The following is a 21577-nucleotide window of genomic DNA, read 5'->3' as shown; positions in this document are numbered from 1 at the left end:
CTAAAAAGGTGCTTATGCTATAATGGTGGTGACCTGAGAGTATATGGATTTCCTACATTTTTGATAAGGGAACCTGATTGTTTGAAAGACGGTGTTGAAGACCTGCTACGAGTAGGGATCCTAAAGTTTTTCACAAGGTGCCCACCTGTATTTAACAGGGATAATCAACGCCTCTTAGGTCTTTTCATTTGTTTAAATTTTACAGGGGGGTCATTATGGCTATTGATCAGAAACTCATCGATGAAATTAATGCACTTGCTCATAAAAAGAAGACAGTAGGTCTTACACCTGAAGAACAGGTTCGTCAGCAGAAGCTTAGACAAAAATACCTAAAAGAATTTAGAAGAGGCTTTGAACAGCAGCTTCAGAGTATCAAAGTTGTTGATGCAAATGGTAACGATGTCACTCCTGCAAAAGCAAGAATGCATAAAAAAGTAAATTAGACAGTCTTTGTGAAAAGATTGTCTTTTTTATTGCGTAAAAAATGGTTTACACATCAATAAAATTATGTATAATGGTGGTGATTAGGAGGTACTCGAAATGGATTCGAATTTATCGATCGCTACAATAAGATCGCTTTGTATTGACATGATCAATAAGGCAAATTCTGGTCATCCAGGTATGGTTCTAGATGGCGCACCTGCTTTATACACATTGTTTACTAAGGTGATGAACATAAATCCCTCTTTGTCTAGTTGGCAAAATAGGGATCGCTTTGTTCTTGCAAGTGGTCATGCTAGTTCTTTACTTTATGCTTTATTACATCTTTCTGGTTATGATTTAAGTCTTGATGATTTAAAACAGTTCAGACAGTGGCAGTCAAAAACACCTGGACATCCAGAAATCACTATCACAGATGGTGTAGATGCATCTTCAGGGCCTTTAGGTCAGGGGGTTCCTACAGCCACAGGTATGGCAATTGCTGAAAAGTTCCTTGCAGAAAAGTACAACAAGGAAGATTGTTCAATTGTTGACCATTACACATATGTATTATGTGGTGATGGTGATATGCAGGAAGGTGTGACTTATGAAGCATCATCTCTTGCTGGTCATCTTTCATTAGGTAAGTTAATTGTTATCTATGATGCCAATGAAGTAACACTTGATGGTCCTCTTTCATATTCATTCAGTGAAAATGTAAAGAAGAGATATGAAGCAATGAATTGGCAGGTTATCGAAGTGGCTGATGGTAATGACATTCAAGCTATCAACCGTGCATTAAAGCGTGCTAAGAAAGAGTTATTCAAACCATCTATTATCATCATGAAAACTGTTATTGGTTATGGTTCTTGCAACCAGGGAACTAATAAAGTTCATGGTTCACCTCTAGGTGAAGAAGACGGTAAGAATGCTAAGTTATCTTATGGATTTGACCATGATCCTTTCTATGTTCCTGATGAAGTTTATGCTGATTTCAAGAAGAACGTAAAAGACCGTGGCACAAGAGCATATAAGAAATGGTTAAAGACTGTTGAAGAATATGCTGAAAAGTATCCAGAAGAATATAAAGAATATAAAAATGCTATTGAAGGTAATTATCATTTAGATATTACAGAACTTCAAAAGGAATTCAAACCTGGTTATACAGAAGCGACTCGTAATATTTCTCATAGAATTATTCAGGAAGTTGCTAAGCAAAACCCTACATTCTTATCTGGTACTGCAGATCTATCTTCATCTACTAAGACATCAATCCAGGGCGAAGGAAGATTTAGCTGTGAAGACTATACTGGAAGAAATGTATATTTTGGTATCAGAGAATTCGCAATGGTGTCTATCATGAATGGTATGACATTACATAAGGGTGTTAAGATTTCAGCAGGGGGCTTCTTAGTATTCAGTGATTACTTTAAAGCAGCATTAAGAATGGGTTCTTTACAGGAATGTCCAATCATTCTTCCATTATCACATGACTCTATTGCAGTTGGTGAAGATGGCCCTACACATCAGCCTGTTGAACAGCTTGCAATGCTTAGAAGCAGTATTGATGTCGAAGTATTACGTCCAGCTGATGCAAATGAAATGCTTGCATCTTGGAAGATTGCTGTTGAAACAAAGAATATGCCAGTCGCATTAATTCTTACTAGACAGCCAGTAGAAAACCTTACAAATTCTACTTATAAAGATGTATTACATGGTGCTTATATTGCTAGAAAAGAATCTGGTGACTTAGAAGGTATCATTATCGCTTCTGGTTCTGAAGTGGGTCTTGCTATTCATGCACAGGAAGAATTAGAAAAACAGGGACATTCAGTACGTGTTGTTTCTATGCCTTCAATGAACTTGTTTGATGCACAGAGCGACGAATATAAGGAATCCGTTTTACCAAATAGCTGCAGAAAGCGTCTTTCTGTAGAAATGTTATCTGATTTTGGATGGCATAAATATGTAGGTTTAGATGGTAAGACTATGGGAGTTGATACTTTTGGTGCGAGTGCTCCAGCAAGCAAAGTCATTAAAGAATATGGTTTTACTGTAGAAAACGTAGTAAAAGAATACAATTCATTATAAAAACAACTAAAAAGAGAGGGTATCTTAGGATATTCTCTCTTTAATTAGTGCTAAAACACTAAAACAATTTACAAACATAATCTAGTTTGATATAATTATTTAACGTTAACGGAGGTATTTACAATGGTAGCAGGATATATTATTACTACAATTATTGGTGCTCTTGTTGGATTCTTCTTTGCAAGATGGATGTTCAAGAGAGAATTAAAGAAAAACCCACCAATTTCAGAAAAAATGATTCGTGCTATGTTTATGGAAATGGGACGTAAACCTAGCGAAACTCAGATCAAGAGAATCATGAAAAGTGTGAATGATCAGTATAAATAAGGGATAATACCCTTATTTTTATTTAATATGAAAATTACAATTACGAGACATTCTAAAACGCTTTGGAATAAAGAAAAAAGACTTCAAGGATGTAAAGATTCTCCTTTAAGTCCTGAAGGCATGGACAATATTCTTGCATTAAAAGAACATATCAAGAATAACCATTATGATGCTATTTATTCTAGTCCTATTAAGCGTGCCTATGATACTGCAAAACTCTTGTTTGATGAGCAGCCCATCATTACTGATGAACGCATTAGAGAAATGAACTTTGGAATACTAGAAGGACAGAAAATTAATGAAATTCCAGAGGAATATAAGAAAACTTATCATGATTTATGGTGTCATCCTGAAATATCCAATGGTATTCCAGAAGGGGAAACCTATGATGAAATTGAAGAAAGAGTTAAAGACTTCTTAAATGATCTTGTAAAGAAGCCTTATGATAATGTCTTTATTGTCACTCATGGCTTCTGTTTTACTATTATTATGGCCACTATCATGAACCTTGAAAGAATTGACTATATTAAAGTCAATAGTCCTGTTGTGGATGGCTGTTCTGAAACAATTGTGAATTATAGTAATGGCGAGTTTAATGTCGAAGTTTATGGAAATAATGATTTCCTTCCACACCAGTCAAATGAATCATTTTCTAAATAAATAAAGTCAAATGGCTAAAACCATTTGACTTTATTTTCTGTTCCTTCTTTTATTCTAATAATATTTGCACGATGTCTATAGACAATAAGTGCGACAACACATATATTAGTAATGATTCCAGTTGTAGAATATCCAATAAATGGTGATGCAATAAGTACAGCTGTTGCACCAAGGATACTAGATAAAGATACATACTTAGTTGTCTTTAATGTAATTAAGAATACCACAACTGCGATAATAAAACCATATATATTAGTCATTAATGTATAGGCGATTGCACTTGATACAGCCTTACCACCCTGAAAATTCGCAAAGATAGGATAACAATGACCAATCATACAGAATAGTGCACATGGATAAATGATATTAGCTGAAATACCAGATACTTTCGCAATCCATCCTGTTAATAGGATAGTAATGATACATTTTGTTGCATCAAGTAAAATGACTGTCATTCCGGCTTTTTTGCCTAGTACTCTTCCTGCATTGGTACCACCTAGATTATGTGATCCATATTGACGAACATCAGTATTATAAAACACTTTACCAATGACTAATGCAAAAGGTATTGAACCATATAGATAACTTATTAATAAACAGATGATTATAACTAAATATTTCATCGACTCACCTCACAAAAATTCATTATACATAAATACTACAAAAAATCAAACTTTCCTAAAAAAACGTTTTTGTGTTATACTAGTCAAGTTGAGGAGGTATGCTCATGTCAAATACACATTATGATGAATCCGATATTCAAATATTAAAGGGGCTAGAAGCCGTAAGAAAAAGACCAGGAATGTACATTGGTTCAACTGATTCTCGTGGTTTACACCACCTTGTATGGGAAATTGTTGATAACTCTATTGATGAAGCCATTGCTGGTTATGGTAAGAAGATCACAGTTACATTACATAAAGACAATAGCGTGACGGTCGAAGATGAAGGCCGTGGTATGCCAACAGGTATTAATAAAGAAACAGGAAAGCCAACTACAGAAGTTATTCTTACTGTATTACATGCAGGTGGTAAATTCTCTGAAGATGGTGGCTATAAAACTTCAGGAGGCTTGCATGGTGTAGGGTCTTCTGTCGTCAATGCGTTAAGTGAATTTTTAGAGGTGACTGTCCATCGTGATGGTGTGATTCACACACAGCGCTTTGAAAATGGTTCTACAAAAATTGGAAAGTTAAAAAAAGTAGGAAAAACTAATAAGACAGGTACTATTATTCATTTTAAGCCTGATGCATCTATTTTCTCTACCACAACATTTAGTTTCCAGACAATTAGTGAACGACTCCGTGAAGATGCATTCTTATTAAAGGGAATGACAATAGAACTTATTGATGAACGTACTGATAAAGATGAAATATATCAGTATGAAAAGGGCTTAGAAGAATTTATTGACTGGATCAATAATGATAAAGAAGCTGTTTCACCTATTATTTCTTTTGATGATACTAATAATGAAATAGAAGTAGAAATTGCGATGCAGTTTACACAAAGTTATCAGGAAAATATTATTTCGTTTGTTAACTTAGTACGTACTGGAGATGGAGGTACACATGAAGTAGGATTCCGTTCTGGTTTAACTAAAGTATTTAATGAATATGCAAGAAAATATACTTTATTAAAAACAAAAGATAAGAATCTTGAAGGTAGTGATGTACGTGAAGGATTGAATGCAATTATTTCTGTTAAGATTCCAGAAAAGTATCTTCAGTTTGAAGGTCAGACCAAATCTAAGCTTGGTTCTCCTATTGCCCGTAATATTCTAGAAAATGTGACTTTTGAACGTATTACTTATTTCTTAGAAGAAAATAAAGATATTGCAGAGAAACTGATTGAAAAGATGATCAAGGCAGCTAATGCAAGACAGGCAGCACGTAAAGCTAAGGAGCAGGCAAGAAAAGGTAAGAATAACCGTGAAGCAAAATTCTTAAGTGGTAAGTTAGCACCTGCACAATCCAAAAATAAGCGTAAGAATGAATTATATCTTGTCGAAGGGGATTCTGCCGGAGGTAGTGCAAAACAGGGAAGAGACCGTAAATTCCAGGCTATTCTTCCACTTCGTGGTAAGGTTATTAATACAGAAAAAGCAACACAGGCAGACATCTTAAAAAATGAAGAAATCAGTACAATGATTAATACAATTAATGCAGGTGTAGGTGCTGATTTTAATGTGGATGATAGTGCTTATGATAAGATTATCATCATGACCGATGCCGATACTGATGGGGCACATATCCAGATCTTATTGCTTACATTCTTCTATCGTTATATGCGTGGTTTGATTAAAGCAGGTAAGGTTTATATTGCCATGCCACCTCTTTATAAGGTTTCTAAGAAGTCTGGCAAGAAAGATAATGTTATTTATTGCTGGGATGAAAAGGATTTAGAAGCTGCTCGTAAGAAAATGGGAAGAGGCTATGATGTACAGCGTTACAAAGGTCTTGGTGAAATGAATGCAGAACAGTTATGGGAAACAACTATGAACCCTGAAACTCGTACTCTTATTCAGGTCACTATCGATGATGCTGCAATTGTAGAAAGAAGTGTCTCTGTATTAATGGGTGATAAAGTACAACCTAGACGTGAATGGATTGAAAACAATGTACAGTTCTCATTAGAAGATAGCTTCTTTATGGAAGGATAGGTGATCAAACATGACAGAAAAAAATATTATTATGTCCTTAGAGGATATCATGGGTGACCGCTTTGGACGTTATTCTAAATATATTATCCAGGATCGTGCATTACCTGATGTAAGAGATGGATTAAAACCAGTACAAAGAAGAATTTTATATGCTATGTGGAAAGAAGGAAATCTTCCTAACAAGCCATATCGTAAGTCAGCTAAGACTGTTGGTACAGTTATTGGTAATTATCACCCTCATGGTGATTCTTCTGTTTATGAAGCGATGGTACGTTTATCACAGGACTGGAAGATGCGCATGCCTTTAGTAGATATGCAGGGTAATAACGGGTCTATTGATAATGACCCAGCTGCTGCCATGCGTTATACTGAAGCACGTCTCGCACCAATTGCGTTAGATTTAATTAAAGATATAGATAAAGAAACAGTGCCGATGGCACTTAACTTCGATGATACTGAATATGAACCAACTGTATTTCCCGCAAAGTATCCAAACTTATTAGTCAATGGGGCCACAGGAATCTCAGCTGGTTATGCCACTGATATTCCTCCTCATAATTTAGAGGAAGTGATTGATGCTACTATTTACCGTATTAAACATCCTCATTGTTCATTTGATGATCTTCATCAATTTATTAAAGGGCCTGATTTTCCAACAGGTGCTATAGTTGAAGGTGCAAGTGATATTGCGACAGCCTTAAGAACTGGTCGTGGTAAGGTTGTTGTCCGTTCACGTTATAAAATTGTTGAACAGAAGAATATCAATCAGATTCTTATTACAGAAATTCCTTATGAAGTCAATAAGGCTGAACTTGTAAGAAAGATGGCTGAAATTCAGTTTAATCGTGATATTGATGGAATCATTGAAGTCAGAGATGAATCTGACCGTAATGGATTATGTATTGCGGTAGATTTAAAGAAAGATGTTGATGCAAGAAATACATTAAACTACTTCTTTAAAAATACAGATTTACAGAAGAACTATAACTATAATATGACTGCAATCAAAGATAAGCGTCCAGTACTTATGGGTATTGAAGATATCCTTGATGGATATATCAAACATGAATGTGAAGTCGTTACTAAGCGTTCTATTTTTGATCTTAATAAAGCACAGGAACGTGAGCATATTGTAGAAGGGCTTATTAAAGCTATTTCTATTCTAGATGAAGTTGTAAAAACAATTCGTGCATCTAAAGATAAGTCAGATGCAAAAGTGAATTTAATGAATGCTTTTGGCTTTACTGAAAGACAGGCAGAAGCCATTGTAACTTTACAGCTTTATCGTTTGACAAATACTGATATTGTATCCTTAGAGAATGAACAGAAAGAATTACAGGCTCTTATTGAAAGCTTAAATGCGATTTTAAATAGTGAAAAAGTATTAAGAAAAGTAATTATAAATGAGTTAAAAGAGATTAAGAAGAAGTATCCAACACCTCGTCTCACTGAAATCAAAGATGAAATCATGGATACATCTGTCAATCAGCAGGCAATGATTATTTCTGAAGATGTATATGTTTCTATTACACGTGACGGATATTTCAAAAAGATTTCTACACGTTCTTATAAGGCATCTGATGAAAATACATTTGGTAAGAAAGATACGGATATGCTTGTTGACCTATTTGAAGCCAATACACTCGATGTTATTCTTTCATTTACTAACAAGGGTAACTATTGTTTTGTCCCTGTTTATAAGTTAGAAGACTTCAAGTGGAAGGATTTAGGCAAACATCTAAGTTATTTAATTAAATTAGGTAATGATGAGAAGATTATTGGTAATATTCTTGTAAAATCATTCGATTTAGACCAATATGTTGTCTTATCAAGTAAGAATGGACAAATTAAACGCGTAAGTATTAAAGACTTTAATGTCAGCCGCTTCTCTAAGCCATTAAAATGTATGAACTTGAAAGACAATGATGAATTAGTGAGTGTTGATATCAGTGATGGAACAAAGGGTATTATTACTGTCACTAAAGCAGGATATGGCACTTTATATAGTGAAGATGAAATATCTGTATTAGGTGTAAAAGCAGGTGGTGTAAAGGGTATTAATATGCGTGATGATGAAGTGGCCTTTATGTGTGTCTTTGATCCTTCAGTTGTCTCTTCTTTATTGCTTATTTTAAACCCTGCACATTTCAAACGTATACATATCAGTGATATTCCAGCATGTCATCGTGCAACAAAGGGAACATTACTATTTAAGTCATTAAAGACTAAACCAACTAAAATCTTTACTGGATTCATCTCTAATCCACAGGATGAATTTATAGTTAAGAGTGGTACAGAAACAATGAAGATTGTATCTAAAGATATTAGCTTTGGTGCACTAAGTGCTAAGGCCAATACTTTAAAACAATGTCCATTTGACTTTATTGATGATGTACATCTCACTCGTTCTATGATTATTAAAGAGCATGTACAAAAGAAAGTAGAAGAAAATAAAGTAGATCTTACAATTAAAGATCCAAATCTCTTTGATGAAATGGAAGGGGACCCTGATACTGAGTTCGAATTCATTTCAATGGATGATTATCTTGATGAAAAGTAGGAAATATCCTTGTTTTTTCTATATAATTGAATAAAAATAGTGTAAAATGACCTAAGAAAAGGAAGGTATATATGACAGAAATAAGATGTTATGGATGTGGCGCCATCATTCAAAGCGCTGATACAAAAAAGCCTGGCTATGTGCCAGAATCTGCTTTAAGCAAGGAAAAGATTCTTTGTCAGAGATGTTATAAATTAATGCATTATCATCAGAAGATGGAATCTCATTTAACTAAAGATGATTTCTTACATGTTTTACAGACTGTAGGAGAAAAAGATTGTTTAGTTGTTTATATCGTTGACTTATTTGACTTTAATGGTTCTCTTGTGCCTGGTCTTATGCGTCATATTGGATATAATGATGTGCTTGTACTAGCGAATAAGAGAGATATCTTACCTAAGTCTTTAAAGGAACATAGACTTAATACATGGGTAAGAAGACAGTTCAAGGAATACGGTATCAAGCCTCTTGATGTAGTTATTACAAGTGGTAAGAAGAATATGAACTTTGATGAAATCTTTGATAAGATTGATGAATACCGTCACGGCCGTGATGTATATGTTGTAGGTATTACTAATGTTGGTAAGTCTACATTTATCAACCGTATGTTGAAGAACTATTCAGATGCATCTAATCTTATTACTACAAGTGAATTCCCTGGTACCACTCTTGATTTAATCAAGATTCCTCTTGATGATCATTCATCTTTATATGATACTCCAGGTATCATGAATGAACATCAGTACACATCTGTAGTAGATGAAAAAGATTTGGCTTATATTATGCCTCAGGGCGAAGTAAAGCCAATGATATACCAGTTAAATGATGATCAATCAATCTTCTTTAGCGGTCTTGCAAGAATCGATTATACAAAGGGAGATAAAGGAAACTTCATCTGCTACTTCTCTAGAAATATGCAGATTCATCGTACAAAGACTGAAAAAGCAGATGAATTGTTTAATAGACATAAGCAGTTACAGGTTTATGGACCTGCTTCATCAATGAAAGAAATGAAGGCTTATGAATTCACTTTACCAGAAGAAAAGCGTGATATTGTGATTTCTGGTTTAGGATTTATATGTATTCATGCACCTAAGGGTAAGATCAAGGTTTATGTTCCTGAAGGTATTGATGTATTTATGAGAGAAAGTTTAATTTAGAGGATATATGAATGTTAAATAGTAAACAGAAGAAATTTTTAAGAAGCGAAGCACATAGCTTAAAGCCAATTTTTCAGGTTGGTAAAGATGGTGTAGGAGAAAAACAGATCAACAGCATCAATGATGCATTAAAGGCTAAAGAACTTATTAAAGTGAAGTTATTAGATACTTGCCCTGAAACAGTGAATGAAGTAGCTTTAGAAATCTCAATGGGTACTAAAGCAGATGTTGTTCATATTATTGGACATACAATTGTTTTCTATAAATCAAGTGAAAAAGGAATTTATAAGATCTAATGAATATTGGATTACTTGGTGGTAGTTTTGATCCTATCCATAAAGGGCATATAGAGATTGCAAAGGAGGCTTTGTCTTTGCTTTCTCTTGATTCATTTTACTTCATTCCTACTAAAAACAACCCTTGGAAGGATAAACAGAATGCCCCTGGCGATAAGCGTAAAGCAATGATAGAGATTGCGATTCACCAGGAACCAAAAATGAAGGTTTGTACTATTGAACTTGATTCTACAAGTGATGAAAAGAATTATACAATTGATACGATTCATGCATTAAAAGAAATGTATCCTAATGATAATTTATATTATTTAATGGGTATGGATCAGGCTATGGCGTTTGAAAAATGGAAAGAAGCCAAAGAAATATCAGAATTAGTCCAGCTAGTCGCCTTTAACAGAGGTGGTTATCCTACAGCTCATCCTAATTTAGAGAGATATCACTTTATTAAGATGGATAATGTAGAAATAACCGCATCTAGCACAGAAATCAAAGAAGGTGCACTAGATATGCTTAATAAAGATGTACTCAAATATATTTCTAAAAATGGCTTATATCTTGATACAATGATTAGAAATAGAATGAAAGAAAAACGCTATAAGCATACTCTAAGTGTTGCTTCTCTCACAAGAGATTTCTGTAAAAGCAATGGCATTGATCCTCTCAAAGGCTATATTGCCGGTATGATGCATGATGTTGCAAAAGAAATGCCTCATGATCAGGCTAAAAAATTAATGAAGAAGCATTATGCTTCTCATTTAGATCAGCCTGAACCTATCTGGCATCAATGGCTCTCACGTTATGTATGTGAGAATGAATTTCTTATCAGTGATGAAGAAATCTTAAAAGCCATTGAAGATCATACAACAGCTTCTACATCTATGAGCCTTCTTGGTATGTGTTTATATTGTGCTGATAAGTTAGACCCTTTAAGAGGTTATGATTCATCAGAACAGATTACCTTATGTAAACATGATATTGAAGCAGGATTTAGAAACTGTCTGACTGATTTTTATGAATTTTCCACAAAGAAGCATCGTCCAATCGACCCATGTTTCTTTGAAGTTTATGATAAATATGTAAAAGGAGTTAATAATGACTAAAGTAGAATGTATTGTGAAAGCAATGAACGATAAATTAGCCCAGGATATTGTGGCAATCAATATGGAGAACGCCTCTCCTTTATATGACACATTTATTTTATGTACTGCATCTAATAAACGTTTATTAAATGCGATTCAGGATAATGTAGTCGACCAGTGTGAAATGAATGGTTTTGAAATTAAAAACATAGAAGGCCGTGGTAATGCGGAATGGATCCTTATTGATGCAGGTGATGTGATCTGTCATATCTTCTCTGAAGAAGCACGTAAAGAATATAACTTAGAGAAGTTATGGAGTGATATGCCTACTATTGATATCAAGGAGTATCTTGCATAATGGCTGCCTATAAAGAGTTTTCTTATTATTATGATTCTTTAATGGACCCAGACTTCTATTCTGAATATTTAAAATTCATTCATGAACATGCTAATCTTAAAACAATATTAGAACTAGGATGTGGAACTGGATTAACTGCTATTGAACTTGCGAAAGAAGGTCATCAGGTTCTAGCCACTGATTTATCTGAAGATATGGTAAACATTACTGCCTTAAAAGCTAAGGATGAAGGTGTTGAACTTCTAACTGAAACAATTGATATGTGTGATTTTGCCTTATCTCAGCCTGTAGATACTATCCTTTGTTTAACAGATGCAATTAACTATGTTTTAAGCAAGAAGAAGGTTCAGGATGTCTTTAATAATGTTTATGAAGGTTTAAAATATAATGGAACATTTATTTTTGATGTGAACAGTCTATATAAATGTAATGTGATTTTAGATGATTATCATGAAAAGAATGAAGATGAAGATTTCTTCTTCTCATGGGATGTAGAAAGTGATCATAAAGGTGGTATTACCCATCATATTATTATCGACGAAGATGGTCATCATGTTGATGAAACACATCGTCAAAAAACAATTCCTGTTGAAGAATATGTCCAGATGCTTAAAAAAGCAGGATTTAAGTCAATTGCTTATTATAGTGATTTTGGTGAATACAAACAAGAGTGTGAACGTATTATATTTGTAGTAAAGAAAGTGAGGGATTAACATGTTAGGTATTATTGGTGCAATGGAAGAAGAAGTCAATGAAATACTTGCTTTAATGAATGTTGAAAAAGAATACCAGGAATGTAATTATCATTTTTATGAAGGTTTATTAGGAAAAAAAGAAGTTGTAGTTGTCCAGGGTGGTATTGGTAAAGTCAATGCAGCTATTTCAGCTACTCTTTTATTAAAGAACTTTGATATTGATCATGTCATCAATGTTGGTTCCGCAGGTGGACTTGATTTAAAAGAAAATGTCGGAGATGTTATCATCAGTGAAAAGGTAGCTCATCATGATGTCGATGTCACTGCTTTTGGACGTCCATATGGACAAGTACCTGATATGCCTCTTTACTATGAAGCTGATGTGACACTCGTTTCTTATGCAAAAGAAATCTTTGAACATAATGGCTTAACAGTATATAGTGGTCTTATTGTCTCTGGTGATCAATTTGTTGCAAGAAAAGATCAGGTTGATACAATCAAAGAACACTTCCCTGATGCATTATGTTCTGAAATGGAAGCTGCAACAGTAGCTCAGGTATGTACAGTCTTTAATAAACCATTTATTATTGTACGTGGATTAAGTGATATTTTTGATAAAGGCAACAGTTCTATCCAGTTTGATCAATATCTTAAGGAAGCTGCAAAGTCATCAGCTCGTATGTGCTATGATTTAGCTCAAAAACTTGTATAAATGAATAGAATTGAATTATTGGCCCCTGCAGGTGATTTTGAGTCTCTGCAGGGCGCTATTGCGAATGGCGCTAATGCGATTTATCTTGGAACAACTGCCTTTTCAGCACGAGCCTTCGCTAAGAACTTTAATCTAGAAGAACTAGACCAAGCTATACAGTATGCACATCTAAGAAATGTAAGAATATTTGTAACTGTTAATACACTATATCAAGATGATGAAATGAAAGATGTTCTTTCATTAATTGATAGTTTATATGAGTTACAAATAGATGCACTTCTTATTCAAGATATTGGCTTATTAAAGCTCGTTCATGAAAGATATCCTGATATGGAACTTCATACTTCTACTCAGATGAGTGTGATGTCATTAGAGGCATTACGTTATTTTGAAGATCTAGGTGTTAAAAGAGTCGTTCTTGCTAGAGAAAATACCATTGATGAAATTAAATATATCTGTTCTCATACAGATTTAGAAATAGAAGTATTTGCACATGGTGCATTATGTGTGGCTTATTCTGGACAGTGTTTGATGTCTAGTATGATAGGTAGAAGAAGTGGTAATAGAGGCGCCTGTGCACAGCCATGCCGTTTACCTTATAGTTTAGAAGAAGATGGCAAAGTGATTGATACAAGCTATCTCATGTCTACAATGGATTTATGTACATCTGATCATATTAATGAATATATTGAAGCAGGCGTTGCTTCTTTAAAGATAGAAGGGCGTATGAAGCGTCCTGAATATGTGGCTGCAGTCACTCAGGTTTATTCTAAAGCTATTAAACATTATTATGAGAATACACCTAACTATACAAAAGAGAACTTCAATGATATGAAACAGATGTTTAATCGCCATTATACATCTGGTTATCCATTTCATGCTGATAAAATTGTAGATGAGACATTTTCAGGTAACCAAGGCGTTTTCTTAGGTTATGTTAAAGGATATGACTACCGTAGTAAACGTGTTTCTATAGCCCTAAAAAATGATTTAACACAGGGTGATTCTATTGTCTTTACAGAAATAGATAAAGGAAGACCTGTCAATAAGATTTATTATCAAAATAAGCTCATCAATAAAGCAGAAGCAGGCATGAATGTTCAGATTGAGTTTGATGATGTAGTGAAGGGTGGAACTGTTAATAAGACAATCAGTGTAGATACAATTAACCGTATGCAGAAAACATATCAGGAAGAAAAGAAATATCGAAAGATTGATATGTCCTTTAAAGCATCTCTTAATAAGCCCTGTACGCTTGTTGTAAAATGTGATGATGAAGAAGTATCTGTAGTAAGTGAACATATCATTGAAGAAGCATCAAAGCGTGCTGCCACTAAAGAGAATATCATTGATCATCTCAATAAGCTTGGTCATACTGTGTATGAAGCAAATAAGATTGATATAGAGTTATATGGTGAATTATTTATACCTATCACAATCATCAATAATATGCGTCGTGAGGCACTTTCTAAACTAGATACATTATTTACCTTTAAGAAGCACCACAAGGCTCCTATTAAAGAAATACAGCCTCTTAAAGTCATTCCGCAAAGTGTATCTGAGTATCATGTAGTAGTTTCTAATATAAAACAGTTAGAAATTGCCTTAAGATATTATGATCATGTATACTACTACTATGATGCAGATCTAAAAGAAGCATTAGAATGCTTCAAAAAATATGAAAAAGTACCTAATCTTTATCTACCTCGTATTATGCATGATAAAGATATACAAGAAGTCATTCACAATCCTTTATTGAAAGAGTTCAATACGTTAATTGTCAATGATTTTGGCAGTTATAGATTATTAAAAGAGCATCCTCTTATTATTGGTCAGGGATTTAATATTTATAACCATTATGATGCTTATGCATTTAAAGAACCAGTCATTGCATCATTTGAATGTACAAGAAAACAGATTAAACAGATGAAGGATTATAATGCTGATCTTATTTTACCTATCTATGGTAAAACAGAGAATATGATCAGTGAACACTGTGTCATTTCACAATCTTATTTCCATAAGAAAGTACCACATTGTGGTATGTGCAAGAAACATTCTTATAAGATTGTAGATAGAAAAGGTGTTTCTTTTGATATCTTTACCGATGATCAATGTCGTAATCATATACTACATAATGAACCAATCTATGTAGAAAACCATCAATCTCTAAATATTTCATATTTTATTATGTTGACTACAGAAGATGAAAATGAGACTGTAACCGTTTTAGAAGACATAAAAAAACGTACTTCTAAAGGGAAGAAAAGTGATTTAAAGAAGCCTTATGTAGTAGGATATTTCAAATAACATTTTAGATAAAATCTATATTTTTCATAATTCCTAAATTGCCACCTTTATTTTTTTGTGTTATAATAAACCCCAGATAGAAATAGGGAGGTAAACTTATGGCATTAGATATGGATCTCGCTAAACGTCTAAAAACTTATAGAACTTTTAAGAACTTAACACAAAAAGAAGTTGCTGCACATCTTAATGTACCTCATTCTGCAATTTCAGATATTGAAAATGGTAAAAGAGATGTAACAGTAGGGGAATTAAAAGTTCTTTCACGCTTATATGGACGTAGTGTTGAAGAAATCATGAGTGGTAAGAAATATGACTACTATAATATTGCGAATATTGCTAGATTATTATCTGAATTACCAGATGAAGATCTAAAGGAAGTCATGTTCATCATTGAATATAAGAGAAAAAGATTAGAAGAAAAATAGTATTTTTAAAGGGAGATAGCTCGCTATCTCCCTTATTTCATATTCTTTACAATCTTTTTGAATTCATCAAGTAATGCCATACCTTCTTCAAGAACTTCCTGGTTACAGATATGATGATCTAGACTATCATAATAGATGACATTAAATGGTTCTGTCTCCACAATAGCATATGTTCCATAACCATAGCTTCCTCGATTGATCATAGCACTACCTGGATTCACAAAAGTAATTCCTTCATGAATCTGAATCGTAGGCACGTGTGTATGTCCATGAAAACATATCGTGCAATGATTTTCTTTACATGCTTGTATAAGTTCATCATAACCTGTATAGACATGATAATCATTACCATGGGTCACAAATATATCTTTGTAAACTACATAGTGAGGAAAGACTTCTTCATCATGATTTCCATGTACAACTATATCATAATCTTTAAGTAATGGATCATCTGGAAGGAGAGAGGAATCTCCACAATGTACCAATAAATCCACCTTGTTTTTCCATTTATTTGTGATATGTTCTAATATATCGTTATACATATGCGAATCACTTACAACTAACATCTTCATTTTAACCACCTCTAAAATATTATAAATTAAATTTATAGCCTTTTGAATATCATTTTTTGTATTATGCCAAAAAAACTTTTGGGTAAGTGTTTACATCATGGCTAAAAATTAGTATAATTAATACAGAAATTAGAAAAGGAGTAATGACAATGAAAACAATTTTATTAGTATGTTCTGCAGGTATGTCTACTAGCTTATTAGTAACTAAAATGGAAGCCGCAGCTAAGGAACAGGGAGTTGAAGCAAAGATCTTCGCTTTACCATTCTCTGATGCACCTAGAGTATTAGAAGAAGTTGACTGTATCTTACTTGGCCCACAGGTTAGATTCCAGAAAGCTGCAATCGAAAAATTAGCTGCTTCAAGAAAAGCTGGTGCTATCCCTGTTGACGTTATCGATATGAGAGATTACGGAACTATGAACGGTAAGGCTGTTCTTGCTAGTGCTCTTAAATTATTAGGTGAATAACATAAACATAAGAGAGAAGGAATCATTCCTTCTCTTTTTTTGATATTACAATCAATTAAAATTACTTTTAAAGGCTATTATTTAGTCTAAGCATATTTTTACACTTTTTATTTATCTTTTTACTTAGTTTTGCTATAATGTTTAAAAATTTATGAAAACGGAGGATTCGACTGTGAAAAAAGGTATTATTACTGTAGTTGGAAAGGACCAGGTAGGTATTATCGCAAAGGTATGTACTTATCTTGCTGAGAATGAAGTAAATATTTTAGATATCTCTCAGACTATTGTACAAGGTTATTTCAATATGATGATGATTGTCAATCATGATGCTTCTAACAAAGCATTTAATGACTTAGCAGATGAACTTGCTGCTTTAGGTAAAGAAATTGGTGTTGATATTAAAATTCAGCATGAAGAAATCTTTAATATGATGCATAGATTATAAGGAGATGTATAGATGATTAATCAGTTTGAAGTTATTGAAACAAATAAAATGATTGAGCAGGAAAATCTAGATGTAAGAACTATTACAATCGGCATTAGCTTATTTGAATGTATTGATTCTTCTTTAGATGTTCTTTGTGACAATATTTACAACAAAATCATGTCTACTGCGAGAAATCTTGTACCTGTAGGACAGTCTATTGAAAAAAAATATGGTATTCCTATTGTGAATAAGCGTATCTCAGTTACGCCTATTGCAACAATCGGATCTTCAGCCTGCAAGAAGCCAGAAGACTATGTACAGATTGCAAAAACACTAGATAAGTGTGCAAAGGAATTAGGTATTAACTTTATTGGTGGTTATACTGCCATTGTTTCTAAAGGTATGACTAAAGCTGAACGTATGCTTATTGAGTCTATTCCACAGGCTATGAAGGAAACTGAATTTGTATGTTCAAGTGTTAATGTTGGTTCTACTAAGACTGGTATTAATATGGATGCTGTCGCATTACTTGGACAGATTGTAAAAAAGACTGCATATGCTACTAAGGACATTGAATCTATTGGCTGTGCTAAACTTGTTATCTTCTGTAATGCCCCAGATGATAACCCATTTATGGCTGGTGCATTCCATGGTATCAGTGAATCAGACGCTATTATTAATGTTGGTGTCAGTGGTCCTGGTGTTATGCATAAAGCAATTAAGGACGCAAAAGGTAAAGACTTTGGTGGATTATGCGAAATCATCAAGAAAACTGCATTTAAGATCACCCGTGTAGGTCAGTTAGTTGCTTTAGAAGCATCTGAAGCATTAGGTATTCCTTTTGGTATTATTGACTTATCTTTAGCACCTACACCAGCTATTGGTGACTCTATTGCCGATTGTTTACAGAGCATGGGCCTTGAAAGAGTAGGGGCTCCAGGTACTACTGCAGCACTTGCTATCTTAAATGACCAGGTGAAAAAGGGTGGCGTTATGGCTTCATCTTATGTAGGTGGTTTGTCAGGTGCCTTTATTCCAGTTAGTGAAGACCAGGGTATGATTGATGCAGTCAATGCAGGATCTTTAACTTTAGAAAAGCTAGAAGCAATGACTTGTGTTTGTTCAGTAGGTCTAGATATGATTGCAGTTCCTGGTAATACAAAAGCTGAAACAATCTCTGGTATTATCGCAGATGAAATGGCTATTGGTATGATCAACCAGAAAACAACTGCAGTAAGACTTATTCCAGTTATTGGTAAGGATGTAGGAGATACAGTTGAATTTGGTGGTTTATTAGGTTATGCCCCAATCATGCCAGTGAATTCATTCTCTTGTGATGAATTTGTGAACCGTGGTGGACGTATTCCAGCTCCTATTCATAGCTTCAAGAACTAATGAAAGAAGGGGTTATTTGTGTATTTAAATGATTTAACAGTATATTATCAATTAACAGATGATGAAGATGTTCTTTTCCTATTAAAGAACGTTGAACAATTAGACAATAAGGCAATTCAGCATGATTTTATTGCGAAATTCTTACAGGTTGCTGAAAAATATGATCTTCATGATCACTTGATGCAAAGCTTACTTACACATTTGCTTGCAATGCATGAAAATGCCTTCTCGCTTTCACTAGAACGTGTTGTAGATGTTGATGATACATTAAAAGCACTTGTATTAAGAGATCTCACTTACTTCTATGATTTATTTCACTCTTCATTTGATGATCTAGAAGGACTAAATAGAGAGATTTTCTTCCATTTCTCACATTCTAAGCCAATTATTAATAAAGAGATTTATGAAGTCTTCAGTGAACTACAAAGTAATCTTGCACAAAGCACATCTGTTGAAGATTTCTATAACATCCTCTATAATCATTATCACAAGTATGGTGTTGGTAAATACGGTTTAAATAAGGCTTTTAGATATGTAGATGGCAATATCGTTTCTATCAATCATATAGAAGATAATACACTTGAACAGCTCATAGGCTATGAACGTCAAAAGGATCGTTTAATTGCGAATACAGAAGCATTTATTAATGGCAAGAAAGCAAATAATGTCTTATTGTATGGCGATAATGGAACTGGTAAATCATCAAGTATCAAAGCTATATTAAATCGTTATTACAAGGACGGTTTAAGAATGGTTGAAGTGTATAAGCATCAATTTATCCATCTTCCAGAAATTATTGGAGAATTACAGAACCGTAATTATAAGTTCATTATCTTCATGGATGATTTATCTTTTGAAGAATATGAAACCGAATATAAATATCTCAAAGCGGTCATTGAAGGGGGACTAGAAAAGAAACCTGATAATGTCCTTATTTATGCCACAAGTAACCGTAGACATTTAATTAAGGAAACTTGGGGCGAAAGAGATGACAATGAAGTAAATGTCAATGATGCTAAACAGGAAAAGCTATCACTTGTTGCCCGTTTTGGTGTCCAGATTCTTTATGTTCATCCAGATAAGCAGCACTATCTTGATATAGTAGATGGACTTGCAGATCAGTATCATTTAGATATTGATCGTAATGAACTCCATCGTTTAGCTATGGAATGGGAATTAAGAAACGGAGGCTATTCTGGGCGTGTAGCTAAACAATTTATACATATGATGCTTGGAAAATAAAATGAAACCCTTAAAATTATCTGATTTAAATACTGTTTTACCTTATTTAGATAAAGCCAATTATGAAGGCTATAACTCAAATTTCGTGACTATGATGATGTGGAATCATGAATATCATATTGAATATGAGATTCATGATCACTTCTGCATCATGTTACATAACTATAAAGGACATCGCTTTTTTGCGATGCCCTTTGCGTCTTGCGAATACTACAAAGAAGCTGTTGAATACATGATGAATTATGCAAAGGAAAATAAGTTTCCTTTTATGATTGATTGTGCTATTCCATCTTTTGTAGAAAAAATAAAGAAGGTATGTCCTGGACAGTTTGTTTATGAGCATACAAGAGATTTAGATGATTATGTATATGATAAAGAAAAATTAATTACATTATCAGGTAAGAAGATGCAGAAGATGAGAAACAATTATCATAACTTCATTTCACAATATCCTAATTATGAATATCGTACATTGAATGCGGATGATGATATGCCTATGATTTTCAATAATCTATTAAAATGGGAAAGCGAAGAGCATGAACAGAGTGAATCCTTAACTTCTGAAGTATATGGAATTATGTATCTTCTTTCTACCCAGGATCAATTGCCTATTAAGATAGGTGGCATCTTTATTAATAACGAATTAAAGGCTTTTATGATTGGTTCTCCATTAAAGCATAAAACAATCCAAATTCATATTGAAAAAGCTGATAAAACTATTAGAGGTCTTTATGTGACTTTAAGAAAAGAATTCTTAGAACATGAATGTGCGAATTTTAAATATGTAAATAGAGAAGAAGATATGGGAATAGAAAATCTTCGTATCTCTAAAGAACGTATGCATCCTTGTCATATGGTTGAAAAGACACGTATCTTTATTAATGATGCCATCGTTACACAGGCAACAGATGAAGATACTGAAACAATCAAAGAAATCTGGATGGACCGTTTTGAGGATGAAGATGAAGTCTCTACTGAATTCTATTTCAAATATAGATATAAGAAAGAGAATACATATGTTGTACGTTTTAAAGACAAAATTATTTCTGCTTTACAGATTGTACCTTTTAAAGTAAAAGATTACGAAGATAGTTATTTTATTCTAGGAGTTTCTACAAGGAGAGAATATGAAGGACAGGGATTCATGAAATTATTAATGAATCATGTTTTAGATATTTATAAAGATAAACGCATTTATTTACAGGCTTATCATCCTGAAATTTATATGCCTTTTGGCTTTAAAGAATCTCATAGACATATTCTTTATAAGCTTGATAAAGCTAAGTATTGCCTTCCTAGTAATATTTTCCTGTCTCAGGATATAAGTCATCTCTATGATGATTACATGCGTTATACAGCAAATTTCAACCATTATTTAATGCGTGATGAAGATTATTTTAATAATTATCTAAGAATTAGATGTGCTGCATTTAACGATTCTGTTCTAACATTTAAAAATGAGTATGGACAACAAGGATATATGATTTATAATGATAAGGGGAAGTTTGTCTATATTTCAGAATTTATATACAATAAAGAATATTTAGATGACATCCTCAAAACGATTTCTGTTTATTTCTATAAAGACATTCGCATCGAAACAGATTGCATGGCGTCTATTCATGGTGAAAAAACAGATATGATCACAATGATGTGTAATCAGGAGGATAATACACCTCTTGAGAAGCGCTATATCAATGAAATCTATTAAACAGGGAGGCT

At 33.5% G+C, this 21577-nt stretch carries 21 protein-coding genes and 1 other RNA gene; 20 read left to right on the top strand and 2 right to left on the bottom strand.

Annotation, left to right across the window (positions count from 1 at the left end; all coding sequences use genetic code 11):
* The first annotated feature begins 27 nt into the window (after positions 1–27).
* From ssrS to QVO42_RS01295, 5 genes are all read left to right on the top strand, one after another.
* Positions 28–185: non-coding RNA, 6S RNA (gene ssrS, locus QVO42_RS01315), on the top strand.
* A gap of 30 nt (positions 186–215) precedes the next feature.
* A complete protein-coding gene (locus tag QVO42_RS01310) occupies positions 216–443 on the top strand; it encodes a DUF896 domain-containing protein (protein WP_022424391.1) in 228 nt (75 codons plus the stop codon).
* A 97-nt stretch (positions 444–540) separates the two neighbouring features.
* Positions 541–2511, top strand: a complete 1971-nt coding sequence (gene tkt / locus QVO42_RS01305) for a transketolase (RefSeq protein ID WP_022424390.1) — start codon at positions 541–543, stop codon at positions 2509–2511.
* Between the two features lie 123 nt (positions 2512–2634).
* On the top strand, positions 2635–2838 hold the full coding sequence (locus QVO42_RS01300; protein WP_006506632.1) for a YneF family protein: 204 nt from the start codon (positions 2635–2637) through the stop codon (positions 2836–2838).
* Between the two features lie 27 nt (positions 2839–2865).
* Positions 2866–3498, top strand: a complete 633-nt coding sequence (locus tag QVO42_RS01295; RefSeq protein ID WP_022424389.1) for a histidine phosphatase family protein — start codon at positions 2866–2868, stop codon at positions 3496–3498.
* 14 nt (positions 3499–3512) lie between these two features.
* Here the strand turns inward: QVO42_RS01295 and plsY are convergent, their stop codons facing one another.
* Positions 3513–4121 carry a glycerol-3-phosphate 1-O-acyltransferase PlsY gene (gene plsY / locus QVO42_RS01290; RefSeq protein WP_022424388.1) on the bottom strand — a complete coding sequence of 203 codons (609 nt, stop codon included), beginning with the start codon at positions 4119–4121 and terminating at the stop codon, positions 3513–3515.
* Positions 4122–4225: 104 nt separating this feature from the next.
* On the opposite strand from plsY, the gene parE reads away from it, so the two are divergent.
* The 10 genes from parE (at position 4226) to QVO42_RS01240 (ending at position 15752) form a co-directional block, all read left to right on the top strand.
* Positions 4226–6157: a DNA topoisomerase IV subunit B gene (gene parE / locus QVO42_RS01285; RefSeq protein WP_022424387.1), complete on the top strand. Its 1932-nt coding sequence runs from the start codon at positions 4226–4228 to the stop codon at positions 6155–6157.
* A 10-nt stretch (positions 6158–6167) separates the two neighbouring features.
* Positions 6168–8717, top strand: coding sequence for a DNA topoisomerase IV subunit A (parC, locus tag QVO42_RS01280; protein WP_022424386.1), 2550 nt, complete (start codon positions 6168–6170; stop codon positions 8715–8717).
* Positions 8718–8788: 71 nt separating this feature from the next.
* Positions 8789–9877 carry a ribosome biogenesis GTPase YqeH gene (gene yqeH / locus QVO42_RS01275; protein ID WP_022424385.1) on the top strand — a complete coding sequence of 363 codons (1089 nt, stop codon included), beginning with the start codon at positions 8789–8791 and terminating at the stop codon, positions 9875–9877.
* 11 nt (positions 9878–9888) lie between these two features.
* The gene (gene yhbY / locus QVO42_RS01270) at positions 9889–10173 is read left to right on the top strand and encodes a ribosome assembly RNA-binding protein YhbY (protein WP_022424384.1); all 285 of its coding nucleotides are present in this window, start codon (positions 9889–9891) and stop codon (positions 10171–10173) included.
* On the top strand, positions 10173–11273 hold the full coding sequence (locus tag QVO42_RS01265) for a nicotinate-nucleotide adenylyltransferase (RefSeq protein ID WP_022424383.1): 1101 nt from the start codon (positions 10173–10175) through the stop codon (positions 11271–11273). The genes yhbY and QVO42_RS01265 overlap by 1 nt, the downstream gene beginning before the upstream one ends.
* On the top strand, positions 11266–11610 hold the full coding sequence (gene rsfS / locus QVO42_RS01260; protein ID WP_022424382.1) for a ribosome silencing factor: 345 nt from the start codon (positions 11266–11268) through the stop codon (positions 11608–11610). The genes QVO42_RS01265 and rsfS overlap by 8 nt, the downstream gene beginning before the upstream one ends.
* Positions 11610–12323: a class I SAM-dependent DNA methyltransferase gene (locus QVO42_RS01255; RefSeq protein ID WP_022424381.1), complete on the top strand. Its 714-nt coding sequence runs from the start codon at positions 11610–11612 to the stop codon at positions 12321–12323. Before rsfS ends, QVO42_RS01255 begins: the two co-directional genes overlap by 1 nt.
* A gap of 1 nt (position 12324) precedes the next feature.
* Positions 12325–13017 (top strand): 5'-methylthioadenosine/adenosylhomocysteine nucleosidase, encoded by a 693-nt coding sequence (locus QVO42_RS01250; RefSeq protein WP_022424380.1) that lies wholly within the window; start codon positions 12325–12327, stop codon positions 13015–13017.
* A complete protein-coding gene (locus QVO42_RS01245; RefSeq protein WP_022424379.1) occupies positions 13018–15327 on the top strand; it encodes a U32 family peptidase in 2310 nt (769 codons plus the stop codon).
* Between the two features lie 98 nt (positions 15328–15425).
* Positions 15426–15752, top strand: coding sequence for a helix-turn-helix domain-containing protein (locus QVO42_RS01240; protein ID WP_006506644.1), 327 nt, complete (start codon positions 15426–15428; stop codon positions 15750–15752).
* A gap of 32 nt (positions 15753–15784) precedes the next feature.
* Here the strand turns inward: QVO42_RS01240 and QVO42_RS01235 are convergent, their stop codons facing one another.
* Positions 15785–16324, bottom strand: a complete 540-nt coding sequence (locus QVO42_RS01235; RefSeq protein ID WP_022424378.1) for a YfcE family phosphodiesterase — start codon at positions 16322–16324, stop codon at positions 15785–15787.
* 149 nt (positions 16325–16473) lie between these two features.
* On the opposite strand from QVO42_RS01235, the gene QVO42_RS01230 reads away from it, so the two are divergent.
* The 5 genes from QVO42_RS01230 to QVO42_RS01210 all read left to right on the top strand — a co-directional run bounded on the left by QVO42_RS01230 (position 16474) and on the right by QVO42_RS01210 (position 21566).
* Positions 16474–16791 carry a PTS sugar transporter subunit IIB gene (locus QVO42_RS01230; protein WP_006506646.1) on the top strand — a complete coding sequence of 106 codons (318 nt, stop codon included), beginning with the start codon at positions 16474–16476 and terminating at the stop codon, positions 16789–16791.
* 172 nt (positions 16792–16963) lie between these two features.
* The gene (locus QVO42_RS01225) at positions 16964–17236 is read left to right on the top strand and encodes an ACT domain-containing protein (protein WP_022424377.1); all 273 of its coding nucleotides are present in this window, start codon (positions 16964–16966) and stop codon (positions 17234–17236) included.
* Between the two features lie 12 nt (positions 17237–17248).
* Positions 17249–18613: a PFL family protein gene (locus tag QVO42_RS01220; protein WP_022424376.1), complete on the top strand. Its 1365-nt coding sequence runs from the start codon at positions 17249–17251 to the stop codon at positions 18611–18613.
* Between the two features lie 18 nt (positions 18614–18631).
* Positions 18632–19855 carry an ATP-binding protein gene (locus QVO42_RS01215; RefSeq protein WP_022424375.1) on the top strand — a complete coding sequence of 408 codons (1224 nt, stop codon included), beginning with the start codon at positions 18632–18634 and terminating at the stop codon, positions 19853–19855.
* Position 19856: 1 nt separating this feature from the next.
* On the top strand, positions 19857–21566 hold the full coding sequence (locus tag QVO42_RS01210) for a GNAT family N-acetyltransferase (RefSeq protein WP_022424374.1): 1710 nt from the start codon (positions 19857–19859) through the stop codon (positions 21564–21566).
* The last annotated feature ends 11 nt before the right edge of the window (positions 21567–21577 follow it).

It is taken from the genome of Catenibacterium sp. CAG:290 (assembly GCF_000437715.1).
GTDB classification, from domain to species: Bacteria; Bacillota_I; Bacilli_A; order Erysipelotrichales; family Coprobacillaceae; genus Catenibacterium; species Catenibacterium mitsuoka_A.
The sequence above is the reverse complement of the archived record's forward strand: the minus strand, read 5'-3'. Positions and strand labels throughout refer to the sequence as shown.

Excerpts from the sequence above, each read along its gene's own strand:
- QVO42_RS01310 (WP_022424391.1), top strand. The coding sequence starts at position 216 with ATGGCTATTGATCAGAAACTCATCGATGAAATTAATGCACTTGCTCAT.
- tkt (WP_022424390.1), top strand. The coding sequence starts at position 541 with ATGGATTCGAATTTATCGATCGCTACAATAAGATCGCTTTGTATTGAC.
- QVO42_RS01300 (WP_006506632.1), top strand. The coding sequence starts at position 2,635 with ATGGTAGCAGGATATATTATTACTACAATTATTGGTGCTCTTGTTGGA.
- QVO42_RS01295 (WP_022424389.1), top strand. The coding sequence starts at position 2,866 with ATGAAAATTACAATTACGAGACATTCTAAAACGCTTTGGAATAAAGAA.
- plsY (WP_022424388.1), bottom strand. The coding sequence starts at position 4,121 with ATGAAATATTTAGTTATAATCATCTGTTTATTAATAAGTTATCTATAT.
- parE (WP_022424387.1), top strand. The coding sequence starts at position 4,226 with ATGTCAAATACACATTATGATGAATCCGATATTCAAATATTAAAGGGG.
- parC (WP_022424386.1), top strand. The coding sequence starts at position 6,168 with ATGACAGAAAAAAATATTATTATGTCCTTAGAGGATATCATGGGTGAC.
- yqeH (WP_022424385.1), top strand. The coding sequence starts at position 8,789 with ATGACAGAAATAAGATGTTATGGATGTGGCGCCATCATTCAAAGCGCT.
- yhbY (WP_022424384.1), top strand. The coding sequence starts at position 9,889 with ATGTTAAATAGTAAACAGAAGAAATTTTTAAGAAGCGAAGCACATAGC.
- QVO42_RS01265 (WP_022424383.1), top strand. The coding sequence starts at position 10,173 with ATGAATATTGGATTACTTGGTGGTAGTTTTGATCCTATCCATAAAGGG.
- rsfS (WP_022424382.1), top strand. The coding sequence starts at position 11,266 with ATGACTAAAGTAGAATGTATTGTGAAAGCAATGAACGATAAATTAGCC.
- QVO42_RS01255 (WP_022424381.1), top strand. The coding sequence starts at position 11,610 with ATGGCTGCCTATAAAGAGTTTTCTTATTATTATGATTCTTTAATGGAC.
- QVO42_RS01250 (WP_022424380.1), top strand. The coding sequence starts at position 12,325 with ATGTTAGGTATTATTGGTGCAATGGAAGAAGAAGTCAATGAAATACTT.
- QVO42_RS01245 (WP_022424379.1), top strand. The coding sequence starts at position 13,018 with ATGAATAGAATTGAATTATTGGCCCCTGCAGGTGATTTTGAGTCTCTG.
- QVO42_RS01240 (WP_006506644.1), top strand. The coding sequence starts at position 15,426 with ATGGCATTAGATATGGATCTCGCTAAACGTCTAAAAACTTATAGAACT.
- QVO42_RS01235 (WP_022424378.1), bottom strand. The coding sequence starts at position 16,324 with ATGAAGATGTTAGTTGTAAGTGATTCGCATATGTATAACGATATATTA.
- QVO42_RS01230 (WP_006506646.1), top strand. The coding sequence starts at position 16,474 with ATGAAAACAATTTTATTAGTATGTTCTGCAGGTATGTCTACTAGCTTA.
- QVO42_RS01220 (WP_022424376.1), top strand. The coding sequence starts at position 17,249 with ATGATTAATCAGTTTGAAGTTATTGAAACAAATAAAATGATTGAGCAG.
- QVO42_RS01210 (WP_022424374.1), top strand. The coding sequence starts at position 19,857 with ATGAAACCCTTAAAATTATCTGATTTAAATACTGTTTTACCTTATTTA.